At 68.3% G+C, this 18,142-nt stretch carries 17 protein-coding genes and 2 tRNA genes; 15 read left to right on the top strand and 4 right to left on the bottom strand.

Annotated features, from left to right (window positions below; translation table 11 throughout):
• Positions 1–276 precede the first annotated feature (276 nt).
• From J7U37_RS19165 to J7U37_RS19175, 3 genes are all read right to left on the bottom strand, one after another.
• Positions 277–4,128: an EAL domain-containing protein gene (locus J7U37_RS19165; RefSeq protein ID WP_247636728.1), complete on the bottom strand. Its 3,852-nt coding sequence runs from the start codon at positions 4,126–4,128 to the stop codon at positions 277–279.
• A gap of 252 nt (positions 4,129–4,380) precedes the next feature.
• Positions 4,381–5,820, bottom strand: coding sequence for a HAMP domain-containing sensor histidine kinase (locus J7U37_RS19170; protein WP_247636729.1), 1,440 nt, complete (start codon positions 5,818–5,820; stop codon positions 4,381–4,383).
• Complete coding sequence (locus tag J7U37_RS19175; RefSeq protein ID WP_247636730.1) at positions 5,817–6,485, bottom strand: response regulator transcription factor; 669 nt, start codon at positions 6,483–6,485, stop codon at positions 5,817–5,819. The genes J7U37_RS19170 and J7U37_RS19175 overlap by 4 nt, the downstream gene beginning before the upstream one ends.
• Before the next feature lie 179 nt (positions 6,486–6,664).
• On the opposite strand from J7U37_RS19175, the gene J7U37_RS19180 reads away from it, so the two are divergent.
• From J7U37_RS19180 to J7U37_RS19240, 13 genes are all read left to right on the top strand, one after another.
• The gene (locus tag J7U37_RS19180; protein WP_247636731.1) at positions 6,665–7,324 is read left to right on the top strand and encodes a DNA-binding protein; all 660 of its coding nucleotides are present in this window, start codon (positions 6,665–6,667) and stop codon (positions 7,322–7,324) included.
• A 54-nt stretch (positions 7,325–7,378) separates the two neighbouring features.
• Positions 7,379–7,744 carry a hypothetical protein gene (locus J7U37_RS19185; RefSeq protein WP_247636732.1) on the top strand — a complete coding sequence of 122 codons (366 nt, stop codon included), beginning with the start codon at positions 7,379–7,381 and terminating at the stop codon, positions 7,742–7,744.
• Positions 7,745–7,845: 101 nt separating this feature from the next.
• Positions 7,846–8,310 carry a hypothetical protein gene (locus J7U37_RS19190; RefSeq protein ID WP_247636733.1) on the top strand — a complete coding sequence of 155 codons (465 nt, stop codon included), beginning with the start codon at positions 7,846–7,848 and terminating at the stop codon, positions 8,308–8,310.
• A 133-nt stretch (positions 8,311–8,443) separates the two neighbouring features.
• The gene (locus J7U37_RS19195; protein WP_247636734.1) at positions 8,444–8,857 is read left to right on the top strand and encodes an EF-hand domain-containing protein; all 414 of its coding nucleotides are present in this window, start codon (positions 8,444–8,446) and stop codon (positions 8,855–8,857) included.
• 235 nt (positions 8,858–9,092) lie between these two features.
• Positions 9,093–10,010 (top strand): branched-chain amino acid ABC transporter permease, encoded by a 918-nt coding sequence (locus J7U37_RS19200; protein WP_056481199.1) that lies wholly within the window; start codon positions 9,093–9,095, stop codon positions 10,008–10,010.
• Between the two features lie 3 nt (positions 10,011–10,013).
• Positions 10,014–11,384, top strand: a complete 1,371-nt coding sequence (gene livM, locus J7U37_RS19205) for a high-affinity branched-chain amino acid ABC transporter permease LivM (protein WP_247636735.1) — start codon at positions 10,014–10,016, stop codon at positions 11,382–11,384.
• 104 nt (positions 11,385–11,488) lie between these two features.
• The gene (locus tag J7U37_RS19210) at positions 11,489–12,301 is read left to right on the top strand and encodes an ATP-binding cassette domain-containing protein (RefSeq protein ID WP_247636762.1); all 813 of its coding nucleotides are present in this window, start codon (positions 11,489–11,491) and stop codon (positions 12,299–12,301) included.
• Positions 12,298–13,095: an ABC transporter ATP-binding protein gene (locus J7U37_RS19215; RefSeq protein WP_247636736.1), complete on the top strand. Its 798-nt coding sequence runs from the start codon at positions 12,298–12,300 to the stop codon at positions 13,093–13,095. Before J7U37_RS19210 ends, J7U37_RS19215 begins: the two co-directional genes overlap by 4 nt.
• Before the next feature lie 2 nt (positions 13,096–13,097).
• The gene (locus tag J7U37_RS19220; protein WP_056184393.1) at positions 13,098–13,463 is read left to right on the top strand and encodes a DUF6867 family protein; all 366 of its coding nucleotides are present in this window, start codon (positions 13,098–13,100) and stop codon (positions 13,461–13,463) included.
• 86 nt (positions 13,464–13,549) lie between these two features.
• Entirely contained in the window at positions 13,550–14,671 is a 1,122-nt protein-coding gene (locus J7U37_RS19225; protein ID WP_056184395.1) for a branched-chain amino acid ABC transporter substrate-binding protein, read from the top strand.
• Positions 14,672–14,873: 202 nt separating this feature from the next.
• Entirely contained in the window at positions 14,874–15,074 is a 201-nt protein-coding gene (locus J7U37_RS19230; RefSeq protein WP_056184397.1) for a hypothetical protein, read from the top strand.
• Positions 15,075–15,258: 184 nt separating this feature from the next.
• Positions 15,259–15,447 carry a hypothetical protein gene (locus tag J7U37_RS19235; protein ID WP_056184399.1) on the top strand — a complete coding sequence of 63 codons (189 nt, stop codon included), beginning with the start codon at positions 15,259–15,261 and terminating at the stop codon, positions 15,445–15,447.
• A gap of 189 nt (positions 15,448–15,636) precedes the next feature.
• On the top strand, positions 15,637–16,278 hold the full coding sequence (locus J7U37_RS19240) for a DedA family protein (RefSeq protein ID WP_056184401.1): 642 nt from the start codon (positions 15,637–15,639) through the stop codon (positions 16,276–16,278).
• A gap of 245 nt (positions 16,279–16,523) precedes the next feature.
• Here J7U37_RS19240 and J7U37_RS19245 read toward each other — a convergent pair.
• Positions 16,524–16,599: transfer RNA gene (locus tag J7U37_RS19245), tRNA-Asn, on the bottom strand.
• A 369-nt stretch (positions 16,600–16,968) separates the two neighbouring features.
• On the opposite strand from J7U37_RS19245, the gene J7U37_RS19250 reads away from it, so the two are divergent.
• Positions 16,969–17,042, top strand: a tRNA-Cys gene (locus tag J7U37_RS19250).
• 331 nt (positions 17,043–17,373) lie between these two features.
• Positions 17,374–18,024 carry a protein-L-isoaspartate O-methyltransferase gene (locus J7U37_RS19255; protein WP_247636737.1) on the top strand — a complete coding sequence of 217 codons (651 nt, stop codon included), beginning with the start codon at positions 17,374–17,376 and terminating at the stop codon, positions 18,022–18,024.
• Positions 18,025–18,142 lie beyond the last annotated feature (118 nt).

Genomic DNA, 18,142 nt, shown 5'->3' on the forward strand with positions numbered 1-18,142 from the left:
GAGCTCTCGAAACGTGTCAGCAATCGTCTCACAATCCCCACTACAGGGATCCGCAAGGACAATAATCGCCGCCCACGCTTCTCTTTCTCAGATTCACTTGTCAAAGAACACCAACAACAGACAGAAATACCGCCCAGATCACCAGGCGACAACCCATCAACAGTCAGGAGATGCAAAAGCAAGCCGCCAATCGCCTTGGCCGCTCGCCGATGAAGGGGGTATACCCACAGACCCAGAGCCTGTCAACAGCGTCATGACGGAAAAGCGACAGCCCGGTCAGGCGGCATCGCGGCAGCGGACGAGGAAGCGCCTCGCTTCGTCTGCCGGCAGGGGCGTACTGATCAGAAATCCCTGCGCCTCGGTACAGCCTTCCTGGCGCACCCGCGCCAGCTGCTCGTCGGTCTCGATACCCTCCGCCGTGATGCTGGCGCCGAGCTGGGTCCCCAGGCCGACCACCGCCCGAACGATCGCGGCCGTGCCTGGATCGGCGATTTCTCGGACGAACGACCGGTCGATCTTGATCCTGTCGAATGGAAACCGTCGCAGGTAGCTCAAGGAGGAGTAGCCGGTGCCGAAATCGTCGAGAGCGATGCGCACGCCGAGCGCCCGCAGGCGGTGAAGGCAGGCGATCACGGCCTCGGCATCCTGCATCAACACGCTCTCGGTGATCTCCAGCTCCAGACGCCGCGCGGGCAGCCCGGAGGCCGATAGCGCCCCGATCACGCTCTGCTCCAAGGCGGATTGCCCGAACTGCACGGCGGACACGTTGACTGCGATGCGCATGTCGCCCGGCCAGGAAGCAGCCTCGATGCAGGCCTGACGCAGGGCCCAGGTCCCGAGTTGGCGGATCAGCCCGGACTCTTCGGCCAGCGGAATGAATTCGCCCGGCGCGATCATCCCGCGAACCGGATGCGGCCACCGCAACAGGGCCTCGAAGCCCCGGACCGTGCCGCTGTCGAGATGAAGCACCGGCTGATAGACTAGGCTGAAGTCTCCGACCCGGACCGCCTCCCGCATCTCGAGTTCGAGCAGATTGCGCTGGGTGGTGGCGGCATCCATCGCCGCCTCGTAGAACCGGTAGGTGTTGCGCCCCGCGGCCTTGGCTCGATACAGCGCGATGTCGGCATTCCGGAACAGGGTATCGGCGTCGACGCCGTCCTGGATGCCGAGGCCGATGCCGACGCTGACGCCGATGCCGACGCGATGGCCGTCGAGATCCACCGGCTGCTCGAGGGATTCGATGATGCGCCGGGCGGCGAGGCCGGCCGCCTGGGGATCGTCGAGATCGACCAGGATGACGGCGAACTCGTCGCCTCCGAGGCGGGCGACGGTGTCGCCCACCCGGACCACGGCATTCAGGCGCGCGGTGACGACGCGCAGGAGCGCGTCGCCGGCCGGGTGACCGAGAGTGTCGTTGACCGCCTTGAAGCGGTCGAGGTCGCAAGCCAGGACGGCGAAGCCTGCAAAGCCGTCGGTCCGCCGGTCGGCGCGGGCGAGTTCGCGGTTCAGGCGCTCCTTGAACAGGAGACGGTTCGGCAACCCGGTCAGCCCGTCATGCAGCGCCATGTGGGCGATGCGGCCCTCGGCCAGCTTGCGCTCGGTGATGTCCATGGTGAGCCCCACCACCCGGAGGGGATCGTCGCTCTCCGTATCCCGAACGATGCGGGCGAAGGATTGCAGCCAGCGTTGCGGGGCCCCGTCCGGCACCGCCAGACGGAACTCGCAGCTGTAGGAAGTGCCGTCGGCGAGGGAGCGGTAGATGTGTCCGTACAGGACGGGACCATCGTCCGGATGGATGCAGCCGTCCCATTCGGCCACGGCGACCTCGACCGGCGCGTCGGCGGTTTGCCCGTCCTTGACCGGCAAGCCGTACATCCGCGCGCTGTCGACCGAGAGACGGACGATGCCCTCCCTCAGGTCCCATGACCAGAGGCCGGCTCCCGCCGATTCCTGGGCGAGCCGCAGGAGGTTCGAGGTCTCCTCCAGGGCTTTGCGTGCCGTGACGATGTCGTCGATGTCCAGGGCGGTCCCGAGCAGGCCCACCACGACGCCATCCTCCCGGATCGGCAGCATCACCAGCTTGTGCCAGCGATAGGCGCCGTCCTGCCGGCGCAGGCGTCCCTCGACCTCGTAGGGATCGCCCTCCCGCGAGGCCTCGCGAAAAGCCTGCTCCATTCGCTCGGCATCGTCGGGATGGTTGCAGGCCAGGCGGGCCGCGCGCGCCGAACCGATCGGGCCGTAGAAGTTCTCGAAGCGCTGGTTGACGTAGGTGGCCTCCCCGTCCCGGAGGGACACCACCCAGACGATCTGCGGCAGGGAATCGGCAAGCGCCCGGTAACGCGCCTCACCGAGGCGCAGGGCCTGCTCGGCCGCCATCCGCTCGCTGACGTCGCGCGCGGCCGTGATGGTCTCGTGGGGACGCCCGGCCGCGTCGCGCACGAGCCGCGTCTGGGCCTCGATCCAGATCCAGCGCCCATCCCGGTGCCGAAGGCGATGGGTGATGCGCCCGCGCTCGGTCCGGCCGGTCCGGAAGCCCTCGAGAAACCCTAGCGTGGCGGCCCTGTCATCGGGATGGAGCGAGTCATTCAAGGGAAGGCGCAGCATCTCCTCGGGGGTGTAGCCGAGAAGGTCCTGCGACGCGGGGGAGACGTAGGTGCGAACATCCCGGGCAGGGACATCCAGGCTCGGAGCATCCCCCTCGCTCGACGCGGCGACGCTGCGGCGGACGATCATGTCGGAGACGGAATCCGCCAGGAGCCGGTAGCGCCGCTCGCCGTCCTGAGTCCGGGCCTCGGCCGCGCGATGCTCGGTGACATCGGTAAAGGTGTGGACGATCCCACCATCCGGCAGGGTCACGCCCCGAACCTCCAGGGTCGCACCATTGGGCCGGCGCCAATCGAATCGCAGCGGCGCCCAGGCACCTGCCGCGTCGCGCAGCCGCGGCGGCCCCTCCGGAAAGACCGCCGCGGCGAGGTCGCCCCGTCCGGACAAGACGGCGAGGATCTCGGACAGGGGCGCGGATTCCCGCAGGACGGTGTCCGGCAGCGCGAGGAGCTGCTGCGCCCGGGGATTGAGCAGGCGCACGCAACCCTGGGCATCGAGCATCACCAGCCCCTGGTCCATATTCTCCAGGATGGCGCGCAGGCGCAGATCCTTTTCGCGGAGCTGGGCCTCGGACGTGACGAGGTCGGTGACGTCGAGGATGAGGCCGTAGAGCGCCACCTGCCCGCCGGCCAAGGCCCGTTCGGCGACGCCCTGGACGATGGCGTGGCACAGGCTTCCGTCCGGCCGGACGATCCGCGCCCGTCCCTGGTAGGTCGCGCTGTCGGGTCCCGCCTCGTCCAGGGCCGCATCGATGCGCGCGGCCACCGCCGCACGGTCGTCCGGATGATAGTAGCCGAGGTGGCGCTCCAGGGGGATCTCGCCACCGGGCGGCATCGGACGTCCGAAGACGCCGCGGACGCCCTCAGACCAGGAAACCATGCGGGTCTTCGGATGGATGCGCCAATACCCGATATGGGCGACGGATTCGGTCATCCGTTGAGCGCTGACCACGAGCTTGAGATCGGCGGCCTTCGCGGCCAGCAGCGTTTCGGCCCGGTAGCGCTCGGCCCGCTCGGCCTCGCTCGCGCGCTGAGCAGCGGTGAGACGCAGGTGAGCCTCGACGATCGTCCCGAGGTCGCGCAGGCGTGACGCGCTGACCGCATCGAAATCGTCGCGCGGGACGGTGTCAATCACGCAGAGCGTGCCCAGCGGCAGGCCATCCGACAAGACCAGCGGAACGCCGGCGTAGAAGCGGGCATGGGGCGCCCCGGTGACGAGGGGGCTGACCGCGAATTCGGCATCGGCCAGGAGGTCGGGAAGCACCAGCACCGCCCCCGGCTCTCCCAGGATGGTGCGGTCGCAGAAGGCGCCAGCGCGCGGTAGGGGTCCGCTCTCGGCGATGCCGCAGCGGGCCTTCAGGGTGTAGGTCTCGCTGCCCGCCAGGTTCAGGAGGGCGATGGGCACGCCGAACAGGGCGCAGGCCATGCGGCAGACGGCATCGAGATGCGCCTCCGGCGGGCTCTCCAACAGCCCCAGATCGTTCAGGATCGCCAGACGCTGCGTCTCGACGGGGGCGCTCGGCACGTCACTTCCCTCTCGCCGACCCGCGGCCCGCGGCACATCCGCGTGTCTCCCGAATGCCTGCGGAAACCGGTGTCGATGACAGGCTCCCGCAGCGGCATGATTGCCGTCGGTGACCTGCGGGAGCCCCCCTACAGAGTCGCCGACGTCCGATCATGCGGCAGCAGCCTTTAACGTTCGTTTATGCGGGCGCGCCCGGAGCGGCAGTGGGCACGGGCCCGATCCGCCTCTCGCCAGGATCGCTCCGGGACCGGATCAGGCCGGCAGTTGCAGCCGGGCGCTCAAGCCTCCGAGATCAGAGCGTCCGAGTTGGAGCCCTCCGCCGTAGAGTTCCGCGAGTTCAGTGGTGATCGACAGACCGAAGCCATGGCCCGGAACGCTCTCGTCGAGGCGCCCGCCGGGCCGGATCGCCCGCGCGGCGGCGGCGGCATCCAGTCCGGGGCCGTCATCCTCCACCGTCAGGGTGACGCCGGCCTCGGCGGGCCGTCCGGCGATGCGGACCCGGCCGCGGCTCCACTGGCAGGCATTGTCGATGAGGTTGCCCAGCATCTCGTCGATGTCCTGGGGGTCGCAGGCCGCCGCAAGCCCCTCCGGAAGATCGAGATCGATGACCAGCGTCTTCTCGGCATAGAGCCGGCCGAAGGTGGTGCGCAGGTCGGACAGGGGGCCGGCGAGATCGGTCCTGGCGCGGGTCGCGCCGCCGAGGGCGGCGGTGCGCGCGCGCCGCAGATGATGGCGCACCTGCCGGTCCATGGCTGCAACGAGAGCCGCCAGACGGCCATCCGGGTCGCGCGTTCGGTCGGACAGGGCGAGGGTGAGGGTGGCCAGCGGCGTCTTCAGACCATGGGCGAGGTTCGCCACATGGGTGCGCGCCCGTTCGAGGTTGGCGGCGTTCTGGTCGAGCAGAGCATTCACCTCCGTCACCAGGGGACGGATCTCGGCGGGCTGCTGGCCGGGAATGCGGGGGCGCCGGCCGGCCCGGACCTCGGCGATGTCCCGGCGCAGGCGCTCCAGGGGGCGCAGGCCGAGGCGAACCTGCGCCACGGTGCCGGCTACGAGGCAGAGTCCGAGGATGCCCAGGATGGCGGCGAGGGCACGGCCCGCCTCGCGCAAGGGGCCGTTGAGGGCCTGGGCGGGGGCGGACGCGACGAGAATCACCGGCGGACGGCCCGCCTCAGCCGGCAGCACGCGCGTCCGCAGGATGAGCGCATCACCCCAGGGACCGGTCGCGTCGCCGGGTAGGACGCGGTCCGGGTCGGGATCATGTGCCGGCCGATCCGGTACGGGAAGGTCGCGCCCTTCGAGGGAGTCCGCCCGCAGCGTGGTGCGCCCCTGCCGGACCTGCCAGTACCAGCCCGAGCGCGGCCGGTCGAAGGGCGGGCCATCGAGGGTACGGTCGAGGCGGAGGCGCTCGCCGGGGCCGCGCTCCAGGCTCGCCGCGATGGCGACGAGTTGGCTGTCGAGTCGGCTGTCGAGCTGCGCCCGCACGAAGCGGTGCAGGATCACCCCGATCGCCAGGCCGGCGACCACCAGCGCGAGGGTGACGAAGGCCAGGGCGGCCAGCAGCAGCCGGCGCTGGAGGGACCCGAGCTGGAGAAGCCCGGCGGGCTTTGCAGGTGGACTGGGCTTGTCCGGCGCAGCGGGCTTCGTCAGCCCGGCAGGCCGCGGACCCCGCCCCGAGGGTGGCGGCGTCATGCGGGATCGCCCGGCAGCAGCCGATAGCCATGGCCGCGCACGCCCTCGATCCGCGCGGGGGCGATCTTGCGGCGCAGGCGCGTGATGATGACCTCGACCGAGTTTGAATCGACGTCGGCATCGCCGTCATAGACCCGTTCGATGAGCTGGCTGCGCGGCATCACCCCGTCCTTGTGCAGGATCAGACAGGACAGGACCCGCCATTCGAGGCCGGTGAGCCTGAGGGGCAGGCCGTCGCGCTCGAAGGTGCCGAGGCCGGATTCGTAGGAAAGGGGACCGCAGGTGACGCGGGACGCCCCATGCGCGCTCGCCCGGCGTACCAGAGCCCTCAGGCGGATCACCAGTTCCTCGACCCGAAACGGCTTGACCAGGAAGTCGTCGGCACCCGCCTTGAAGCCCGCGACCTTGTCGCTCCAACCGTCCCGGGCCGTGAGGATGAGCACAGGGACGGTGAGCCCCGCGAGGCGCCAGGCCTGCAGGACGGAGAGGCCGTCGCGCCTCGGCAGGCCGAGATCGAGCACCACGGCGTCGTAGGTCTCGGTCTCACCGAGATGCTGCGCGTCCTCGCCATTGACGGCGTGGTCCAGGGCGAAGTTCTCGGCCCGGAGCGCCTTGGCGATCTCGGTAGCCAGCGGCGCGTCATCCTCCACCAGCAGGAGTTTCATGGAGTCGGGTCCGGGGATGGAAGGGCGGGAAGCGAGGGCAAGGCAGGCGTGCGGGAGCGGCCTAAGCCGCGTCGTTTAACGGGGGCTGAACCGTCCGGTTCAGATCGGGTTGGAGGCCCCGGCCTAGAACGCCGTCACCCCGAGAGGGCCACCGTCGAACCCCAGAAGGACAGGCCACCATGACCGAGACTCCGCAGAGCAGCACACCCGCCAGCCCCACGCCGACCCTCACCCCGGCCCCGATGCGCTCGCGCCGCGGCCTCGTCGTCGGCGCCATCGCGGCGCCCCTCGCCTTCGGCGCGGTCGGCCTGTCGCTGGCCCAGACCGGCGCCTCGGTGATGACGCCGGTGGCGCCCACCGCGATCTCCGCCCTGAAGGCCTCGGGCTCGATCGCCGCCAAGGGCGACGTCGCCGAGATCTACGGCAACAAGTTCGTGATGCAGGATGGGACCGGCAAGGCACTGGTGGAAACCGGGCGCCCGGGAGAGGGAGGCACCCTCGTCAAGCCGGGCGAGGCCGTCACCGTGCAGGGCCGGTTCGAGAACGGATTCCTTCACGCCCTACTCATCACCCGCGCCGATGGCAGCCAAGTCCGCGTCGGCCCCGCCGGCGGCCCGCCCGCCGGAACCCTCGACTGGGCCAAGGACAAGGTCGGCCTCGGGGCAAAGCCCGACGTGCCGGCCCTGACCGCCGGCGTCGCGGCGGCCGGCTACTCCGACATTCGGGTCACCGGCCGGGGGCCGCGTCACCTCGAGGTCGCCGCACGCGGCAGCGATGGGCGCGAGCGCCAACTCCACGTCGGCTTCGACGGTCAGGTCCGCGAAAAGCGGGTGTTCTGAACGCCCTGTGACACCATTCCCCACCCTACGATCTCCCCGGACAGGACCTCCATCATGACGAAGACCACAGCCCTTCTCGCCGCCGCCGCGATCCTCGTTGCCGGCGCGGCCGTCGCCCAGCCAGCCCCGCCGCCCGGTGGTCCGCGCCCCGGACCGGAGGCCGATGCGCCTCCGGGCGGCCCTCGTCGCGGCCCCGATGCGCCGCCGCCCCCGCCAAAGGCCGCGCATTTCCGCCTGGAACGGGGCGAAACCGCCGTCGACGTGAAATGTGCCGACGACGAGCCCATGAGGGCCTGTGCCGATCTCACCCTTCAGATGCTCGAACGCCTGGCCGCACTACCGAAGCCGGACCCTTCGAAGCCCGAAGGTCCCAAGCCGGAGACTGCCAAGCCTGAGACTGCCAAGCCTGAGGCCCGCTGATCCCCGCACCCCAGGACCGGTGCGGCGGTTCCCGAAGGCGCCGCATCTCGGCCTGCCTGCATCCCGGTTTGCCCCCAATTTCAAGGAAGCACCATCAGCCCATGCCCCCATCACGCAGCACGCACGGAACCATCTGGGCCCTGTTCGGCCATCGCCTCGCACTCGAGGGCCCCGAAGGCCGCGTCCTCGTGGATCTCGGCCCGGAGGGCGCCGAGGCGCTCGCTGGCGCGGCGGTGACCCTGAAGCCGGGCGATGCCATCGCGGTGACCGGCAAGCAAAAACCCTCGGAGATCAAGGCCAGCGCCATCACGGCTCCGGACGGCACGCGGCACCGCATCACCCGGTCTCGTCCCGAGGACGGAGATGCGGGGAAGGCCGATCCGGCGCTCGCTCTCGCGGCGTTGCGGCAGGCGGGCTATCAGGTCGATGGGGAGGCCCGGCGCAAGCCGAAGCATTTCGAAATCCATGCCCGGAAGGACGGCGGGCATTTCGAGGCGCACGTCACCTTCGCGGGGGTGATCCGCAAGACCAAGGCGATATCCAACGGCGTCACCGGAATCGACTGATCCCCCGCCATAGGGCGGGGCGGGAGCGGGACCAGCAGCCTGGAAGCGATACCGCGTTGCAACATAAATCTTTCGCCGATCCGTTTCGGCGTGATAGATTGGCAATCGTTATTGCTGATACGGAGTTCTCTGCATGTCCAACCTGTCCCGTCTCGCCGGCATCCTCGGTGCCGCGGCCCTCGCGCTTCCCCTGGCCATCCCGGCTTCGGCCAAGGAAGCCAGCGCCGCGAAGGTGATCACGATGGTCGACACCGACAACGACGGCACCATCGATCTGAAGGAAGCACAGGCCGTGGCCGGCGCGCTGTTCGACAAGCTGGAATCCGACAAGGACGGCACTCTGGATACCAAAGAGCTCAAGGGCCGGGTCAGCAAGAAGGCCCTGAAGGCCGCCGATCCGGATTCGGACGGTACCCTGGACAAGGCCGAGTACCTCGCCCTCGTGGAGGCCCGCTTCAAGGCCGCCGATCCGGACAACGACGGCACCCTCGACGCCAAGGAGTTGAAGACCCCCGCCGGCAAGGCCCTGGTCTCGCTGCTCAAGTAAGTCCGACCGGTGCCGAAGGCACCGGACTCCGACGCTTCCGTTCGACGGCCCGGCGCTCCACGCGCCGGGCCGTTCGCGTTTCAGGAATCGGGGAGGCTCAAGCGTCGCGCTGCGGTGAGGATTGACCCGAGGCGTTTGTTCAGAACATTCCAGGCTGGCATGCCATTCGCACATGCTATCCCCGTTCTCACTTCTCATTCGCGAATGGCCGCGGCGTCGAAACGAAGGCCGGTACATGGAATTTTTCGCCCAGCAGTTCATCAACGGCCTGACGCTCGGGTCGATCTACGGGCTGATCGCGCTCGGCTACACCATGGTCTTCGGCATCATCGGCATGGTGAACTTCGCCCACGGCGACGTCTTCATGCTGTCATCCTTCATCGCGCTGATCTTCTTCCTGATCCTGACCACCTGGCTCGGACTCACATCGGTCGCCCTGGTGTTCCTCATCGTGCTGGTCCTGGCGATGATCCTGACCGCGCTCTGGGGCTGGGCCATCGAGCGGGTAGCCTACCGCCCCTTGCGCGGCTCGTTCCGCCTCGCACCGCTGATCTCGGCCATCGGCGTCTCGATCTTCCTGTCGAACTTCGTCCAGGTGGTGCAGGGCGCCCGCAACAAGCCGGTTCCACCCCTCGTCCGCGACGTGATCGTGCTCTACCAGAACGAGCAATACACCGTGACCCTGTCCTACAAGCAGGCGATCATCATGACGACGACGGCGCTCCTGCTCGCCGGCTTCTGGTACCTCGTCCAGCGTACCTCGTTCGGCCGGGCCCAGCGGGCCTGTGAGCAGGACCGGCGCATGGCGGCCTTGCTCGGCATCAACGTCGACCGGACCATCTCGCTGACCTTCGTGCTGGGCGCCGCCCTCGCCGCCGTCGCCGGAACCCTCTACCTCCTCTATTACGGTGTGGTCTCGTTCTCGGACGGGTTCGTGCCCGGCGTGAAAGCCTTCACGGCGGCGGTGCTCGGCGGTATCGGCTCGCTTCCCGGCGCCGTCCTCGGCGGGCTGATCATCGGGCTGATCGAGACCTTCTGGTCGGCCTATTTCTCCATCGAGTACAAGGACGTGGCCGCGTTCCTCATCCTCATCGTGGTGCTCATCTTCAAACCATCCGGCATCCTCGGACGCCCCGAAGTCGAGAAGGTCTGAACCATGGCCACAGGATCGACCATCGGCGCGGTGGCACCCACCGTCGCCCGGCGCTCCGGCGCGGCGCTCCCTGAGATGCTCAAGGATTCGGCCCTCTTCGCCCTGGTGACGCTCGGGTTGAGCATTCCCGTGGTGGCCTACCGCACCGATCTCGGGCAGGGCACCGGCCTCGAACTCACCGGCCGCTGGGGCGTCGTCGCGGGCTTGTGTCTCGCCGTGTTCGTGCTGCGCCTCGGCCAGCGCCTGCTGCTCGGCGAGGTCGCGCGCCGGCGGGAAGTCCACCGTCTCGCGACCCTCGATGCGGCGCCGGTCGCGAAGCGGGCCGGCCGCGTGCTCGGTCCGGTGACGCTCGCCGTCGCGCTGACCCTGCCGCTGCTCGCCGCCCTCGGTTCGGGCGGCCTGTCGGAGGGGCGCTACTGGATCGATCTCGGCATTCTCATCCTCACCTACGTCATGCTCGGATGGGGCCTGAACATCGTCGTCGGCCTCGCCGGGCTGCTCGACCTCGGCTACGTCGCCTTCTACGCCGTGGGCGCCTATTCCTACGCGCTGCTCTCCACGGTGTTCGGGCTCTCGTTCTGGATCTGCCTGCCGCTGGCCGGCCTGTTCGCCGCCGCCTTCGGTGTGCTCCTCGGCTTCCCGGTGCTGCGCCTGCGCGGCGACTACCTCGCCATTGTGACGCTCGCCTTCGGCGAGATTATCCGCCTCGTTCTCATCAACTGGGTCGACTTCTCCGGCGGCGCCGCCGGCCTGTCCTCGATCCCCCGCGCCAGCTTCTTCGGCATCCCGTTCGCGGCCGGGGAGGGCGGGTTCGCCCAGACCTTCGGGCTGAGCTTCAGCCCGATGCACCGGATCGTCTTCCTCTACTACCTGATCCTCGCCCTGGCGCTGATCACCAACCTGGTGACGCTCCGCATGCGCCGCCTGCCGCTGGGCCGCGCCTGGGAGGCCCTGCGCGAGGATGAGATCGCCTGCCGCTCGCTCGGAATCGACACCACCATGACCAAGCTCACCGCCTTTGCGCTCGGCGCCATGTTCGCGGGCTTCGCCGGCTCGTTCTTCGCCGTGCGCCAGGGCTTCGTCAGCCCCGAGAGCTTTAACTTCCTCGAGAGCGCGATCATTCTGGCGATCGTGGTGCTGGGCGGCATGGGCAGCCAGATCGGCGTTGCCATCGCCGCCATCGTGATGGTCGGCGCGCCGGAACTGCTGCGTAATCTCACCTTCCTCAAGGCGGTATTCGGCGAGGGCTTCGACCCGAACGAGTACCGCCTGCTGCTGTTCGGCCTCGCCATGGTCTGCATGATGGTCTGGCGCCCGCGCGGGTTGATCTCCGAGCGCTCGCCCTCGGTCCGCCTGGGAGGGCGCACCGCATGAGCCTCGCCACCGGAACCACCCGCCTCGCCACGCTGCAGGACGCGCCGCCGGCCGCGATTTCCGGCGGCCCGGCCGACCCGATCCTGGTGGTCGACCACCTCACCATGCGGTTCGGCGGCCTCACCGCCGTGGGCGACCTGTCGTTCAAGGTCGGGCGCGGCGACATCACCGCGCTAATCGGTCCGAACGGCGCCGGCAAGACCACGGTCTTCAACTGCATCACCGGCTTCTACAAGCCGACCGAGGGCATGATCCGCTTGTCGCAGACGGGTGGCGAGACCTACCTGCTGGAGCGCCTGCCGGGCCACGACGTCAACCGCCTCGCCCGGGTCGCCCGCACCTTCCAGAACATCCGGCTGTTCCCGCAGATGACCGTGCTGGAGAACCTGCTGGTGGCCATGCACAAGCCGCTGATGCGGGCCTCCGGCTTCTCGCTCGCGGGCATCCTCGGCCTGCCGGGCTATCGCCGCGCGCAGGATGAGGCCATCGCCAAGGCCGCCGGCTGGATCGAACGCATCGGCCTGACCCACCGGGCCGACGAGCCGGCGGGCGACCTGCCCTATGGCGACCAGCGCCGCCTGGAGATCGCCCGCGCCATGTGCACCGACCCGGTGCTGCTCTGCCTCGACGAGCCGGCGGCCGGCCTCAACCCGCGGGAATCGGCCGATCTCAACACCCTGCTGCGGATGATCCGCGACGAGTACGACACCTCGGTCCTGCTGATCGAGCACGACATGTCGGTGGTGATGCAGATCTCCGACCGCATCGTGGTGCTCGACTACGGCATCAAGATCGCGGACGGCACGCCGGACGAGATCCGCAACGACACCCGGGTGATCGCGGCCTATCTCGGCGTCGACGACGAGGAGGTGGCGGCGGTGGAAGCGGAAGTCGGTCTGGCGGGAACAACGGCATGAGCGTCGCGGGCATCAACGTGCTGGTGGACGAGACCCGCGCCCGGATGGGGAAGACCGACGAGGAGGGCGCGAAAGCGCCGCTGCTCAGCGTGCGCGGCGTCTCGGCCTATTACGGCAGCATCCGCGCCCTGAAGGGCGTCGACATCGACGTGCACGAGGGCGAGATCGTCGCCCTGATCGGGGCCAACGGGGCCGGCAAGTCGACCCTCATGATGACGATCTTCGGCCAGCCCCAGGCTCGCGAGGGCACCATCACTTTCGCGGGCCAGGACATCACGAAGCTGCCGACCCACGAGATCGCCCGGCTCAACCTGGCCCAATCGCCCGAGGGCCGACGCATCTTCTCCCGCATGACGGTGCGCGAGAACCTGCAGATGGGCGCGGCCGTCAACGGCGGCAAGCACTTTGCCGACGACCTCGAGCGCATGTGCACCCTCTTCCCGCGCCTGCGGGAGCGCATCGATCAGCGCGGCGGCACCATGTCGGGGGGCGAGCAGCAGATGCTCGCCATCGCCCGTGCCCTGATGAGCCGGCCGCGCCTGCTCATGCTCGATGAGCCCTCGCTCGGATTGGCGCCCCTGGTGGTCAAGCAGATCTTCTCCGCCGTGCGCGACCTCAACGCCCGCGAGGGCCTGACCGTGTTCATCGTCGAGCAGAACGCCTATCATGCCCTCAAGCTCGCGCATCGCGGCTACGTCATGGTCACGGGGGCGGTCACGATGAGCGGCACCGGTCAGGCGCTCCTCGACGACCCGCAGGTGAAGGCCGCCTACCTCGAGGGGGGATCGCATTGAGCATGGCCGATGGTTTCAGCCTCGATCTGCGTACCCTGGGCATCTTCCTCCTGATTACCGTGGCGATGGGGGGCGGTGCCGCCTGGATGACGGGCAGCGGACTCGCCCGCGGCTGGCGCCCGTTCTGGCACTGCGCCCTGGCCCTGCTGCTGATCGCGGCGGTGACGCGGTTCCTGCACTACGCGCTGTTCGAGGACCCGCTGCTGTCGCTTCCGGCCTATCTGGTCGACGCGGTGGTTGTCCTGGCCATCGGGGCCGTGGCCTACCGCTACACCCGCACCGGACAGATGACCCGGCAATATGCCTGGCTCTACGAGCGCACCGGACCGCTGAGCTGGCGGGACCGGACGAGCGCGCCGACGCCGTGACGGCGCGGCGCGAGACCACACCGCGTTTTGGCGACCGTACCGGCGAAGCGAACGCCCGGTCCGGCGCCTGAAGAGGGGAAACGAGCATGAAGTCACTGTTTTCAGCCGGTGTCGCCCTCAGCCTGATGCTGGCGGCAACCGCCGCTCAGGCCGAGATCAAGATCGGCGTCGTGGTTCCCGTCACCGGCCCGAACGCCGCCTTCGGTGCACAGATCAAGACCGGGGCCCAGCAGGCCATCGCCGACATCAACAAGGCCGGCGGCGTCAACGGCGAGAAGCTGGTGATGACGGTGGGCGACGACGCCTCCGACCCGAAGCAGGGCGTGTCGGTCGCCAACAAGTTCGCCTCCGAGGGCGTGAAGGCCGTGGTCGGCGCCTTCAACTCGGGCGTCTCCATCCCGGTCTCGGACGTGCTGCAGGAAGCCGGCATCGTCGAGGTCAGCCCGGCCTCCACGGCGATCAAGTATACCGAGCGCGGCAACTGGAATACTTTCCGCACCTGCGGTCGCGACGACCAGCAGGGCGCGGTGGCGGGCGCCTACCTCGCCGACAAGTTCAAGGGCAAGAAGATCGCCTTCGTCCACGACAAGACCCCCTACGGCAAGGGCTTGGCCGACGAGACCCTGAAGGCCCTCAAGGCCAAGGGTGGCACCAACGTGCTCTATGAGGGCATCAACCCGGGCGAGAAGGATTTCTCGGCTCTGGTCTCCAAACTGAAGCAAGCCAATGTCGACGTGGTCTATTTCGGTGGCCTCTACACCGAGGCGGGCCTGCTGATCCGCCAGATGCGCGACCAGAGCCTCAACGCACCGCTGATGGGCGGTGACGGCATCGCCGACCGCGAGTTCGCCCAGGTGGCGGGTCCGGGCTCCGACGGCACCCTGATGACCTTCTCGCCGGATGCCCGCAAGAATCCGAAGTCCAAGGCCACGGTCGACGCCTTCAAGGCGATCAACTTCGATCCCGAAGGCTACACGCTCTACTCCTACGCCGCCATGCAGATCCTGGCTGACGCGATGAAGGCGACGAAGTCGACCGACGGCCAGAAGGTCGCCGCCTACATGCACGAGGGCAAGCCCTTCAGCACGGTGATCGGCGACATCTCGTACGACAAGAAGGGCGACATCACCCGGCCGGACTACGTGATGTACATGTGGAAGAAGGGCGCCGACGGCTCCATCAACTACGCCGGCAACGAACAGCCGTAGGCCGGGACGCACCGACGGGGAGGCCGGGGGGAACGCATCCCCCGGCCTCTCCTATTTTCAGGGCCGACCATCGACACCACGCTTCCCCCGCGACCACGCGCGCACCCAATCCGCCGGGAACGGCGCCCACCGCCGGCCGGTTGGCTGAGAACGATCGCGAAGCGCCGGACAAGGCGCCGAGCCCTCATCAGTGGGAGCAGACATGTCGAACAAGCATCTGAAGACCGATGTCCCGAGCGATGCCGATCTGAAGGGCAATCCAGGCATCGGCGCATCGAAGGGCATGACGGGGCGCGACCCGGAGGACATCGCGGCGGATTCGACCTTCGAAGGCGATGTCGACAACGAGACCACGCCCGAGGGCGGGATCGACCCAAGCCATCGGCCGCGCAAGAACGCCTGACCACAAACCCGCTGCCGGATCGTCGATCGCGGCCCCCGCCGCGATCTCTCCGATGCGTGGTCGCGTCATCCCGCTACCGCATGGCAGATGCGCCGGAACCGGGCAGCGGCAGGATTCACGAATCCGTGTTCCTCAGGTACCCCAAGCTGTGCCTTATCCGCGGCACGCTGCTTGAGGAGCCTGGATGACCAAAGACGTGCAGCACGATCGCCCCGACTCGCCGCTCGCATCTGTCTCTGACGAGATTTTCCCGCAAACCCTCTCCCGAAAGCCGGACACGCCCGCCGACGACATCGCTTCCAATCCGGTCGCGTGTGAACCGCCCTCCACCTTCGACAGCGACAGCTTCGAGGGCTTCGGCTCCTTCGGTTGAGCCACGGCGTCCCGTTGCGAGCACGCGATGCGCGGTGGCTGCGGGACGCCTCCGACCGGGCGAGGGGCACCTCGCATCCGGATCGTCCCAACGGATTCGGCGGTTTCCAGGCCTGTGGTGCCCCGTGTCAGCCCCGATCCCGCCACGTTCCCGCGCACAGTGCGCCCATCGCACCACTCGGGAATGCCGATGTCGTTTCTCTCAAATCTTCCAATTGCAGACCTGATCGCGAGCTATGGCTACATTGCGATCTTCGTCGTCATCGCTTTGGAAAGCGCTGGCGTGCCGTTGCCGGGCGAGACCATCCTGATTTCTTCGGCCGTCTATGCCGGCAGCACCGGCCACCTGCAGATCGGCCTGATCATCCTGGCCGCCGCGGCCGCCGCGATCCTTGGCGACAACCTCGGCTACTGGGTCGGTCGACGCTGGGGCATGCCGCTCCTGCTCCGCTACGGTCACCTCATCGCCCTCGATCACGGGCGGCTGAAGCTCGGCCAGTATCTCTTTCGCGAGCATGGCGGAAAGATCGTGTTCTTCGGCCGCTTCACCGCGATGCTGCGGGCCTACGCGGCCGTGCTGGCCGGGGTGAACAAGCTCGACGCCCGCCGCTTCCTGGTCTTCAACGGTCTCGGCGGCATCGCCTGGGCGACGATCATGGGGCTGGGATCGTATTATTGTGGCCGCTCGATCGAGCATATCGCCGGTCCCGTGGGCCTTGGCCTGCTCGCCGTGGTGATCTTCGGCGGCCTCGCCCTCTGGCTGTTCGTGCGCAAACACGAAACGCGCCTGCTCGCAGAGGCGGAGAGCGCGATTCCGGGCCCACTCACCTGATCGACGCGAGCTCGCGCACCTTTGAAACCAACTTCGCCGGCTCTCGGGGCTGGCGAGGTTCGTCGTTCAAAGGACGAGCGCGAGACGCGTGACAGAGAGAAAAGAGTTCACGAAAACACCGCAACGGTGGCGCACGCGATGGGCGCTTCGGACCAACTGTTGCGAGCATGCAGGGCCAGATCTCACGATCGGCTCAACCGCTATAGCTGCCTCGTCAAGAGTACAGCCAAGTCTTGAAGAAAAATTGGCTCCCCGAGCAGGACTCGAACCTGCGACAAAGCGATTAACAGTCGCTTGCTCTACCAACTGAGCTATCGGGGACCGCGATCGGGGGTCTACACAGCGCTTCGCCGGGACGCAAGGGTGTCCGGACCGGTGATTTGACGATTCCGTCACATTTTTTGGCCGGTGCCCCGGGGCGCTGCCTGAAATTCCCGCGCCTCACCCCGCGATCTCGCCCGCGACTTGGCCCGCGATTTGGGTAAGGGGCCGCATCGGATTGGAGGCGGTGGATCGCAGCACCGGGTCGGAGCGGTTTGGGCCGAGTCGCGAAAGCGACCGCCTCCTAATTTGCGGAGATCGTCCAAAGGCCGTTGCCCTCACGCGGGGGGCTCTGCTAGAGACGCCTCTCCCCGAGCCGGCCGCCCGGACGGGGGTCGCCAAACGGGTCCTTCGGGGCCGTGCGACAGAGGCCTCGTGGCGGAGTGGTTACGCAGAGGACTGCAAATCCTTGCACGGGGGTTCGATTCCCTCCGAGGCCTCCAAAGTCGACTTCCCCCTTCATAAGACCTTCGCGATCACGCCCGGATCCGGACCGCCCTCCCACGTGGGAAAGCCGAGCCCAGGCTCGTACGCGAAGGGTTCTACCGCGAAGGGTTCTCGCAAGAGAGGCTCTTCGGGCGTCCCCGGAGACGGAATGACGTCGGCGAAGCCGGATCGTACCGTCTCGGATCGTCGGACGGGCAGGGGCGTCGAGAACCTTGCGTTTTGCCAATCGATCCCCGACAACCCGCAAGCTTCGGCGTGGCCGCTCGGGCCGCCCGGAGGGATAGACCGGCGTCCGGCGTCGGCTCAGCGTCGAGGAAGACAGCTACCATGCTCGATTACGCGCAGGCGCGACGCCTCATGGTCGATTGTCAGTTGCGGACCTTCGACGTGAACGATGTCCCGGTTCTCGACGCCTTCGAGGAGATCGCCCGCGAGCGCTTCGTTCCGCCCGGGCGCGAGGATTTCGCCTATATCGACCAGACCCTGCGGCTTGGCCCCTCGGGTCGGGCGATGCCGGCGCCGATGCTGCTGGCTCGGATGATCCAGGCCCTGGCGATCCAGCCCGGCGAGACGGCGCTCGACGTGGCCACCGGCTACGGCTACGCCGCCGCGATCCTGGCACAGATCGGAGCCGAGGTGGCGGCCCTCGAATCCGATGCGGACCTTCTGGCCGGAGCCCGCGAGCGTCTGGCGGGCCAGGGCAGCATCACACTGGTCGAAGGCCCCCTCGACGCGGGGGCGGCGCAGTCCGCGCCCTACGACGCCATCCTAGTCAACGGCCGGGTGGAAACCCGCCCGCAGGCCCTGCTCGACCAATTGAAGGATGGCGGTCGCCTCGTCTGCGTGATGGGGCAGGACCGGGCCGCCAAGGCGACTCTGTTCGTCCGCGCCGGAGAGGCCTTCGGTGCGCGTCCGCTCTTCGATGCCGCCCTGCCAGCCCTCGGTGCTTTCGCGGCCGAGGCCGATTTCGCGTTTTGATTCGCGCCTGACGAAGAGCCGCAACGCCTCGCATTCCTGACGCCCGACTGAAATCCCTCTGGTTGTGTATCAATTTGACACCAACTCTGAGTAGTGTCGCTTTTTTACGGCACCGCAC

The organism is Methylobacterium sp. 37f, from assembly GCF_023093475.1.
GTDB lineage: Bacteria > Pseudomonadota > Alphaproteobacteria > Rhizobiales > Beijerinckiaceae > Methylobacterium.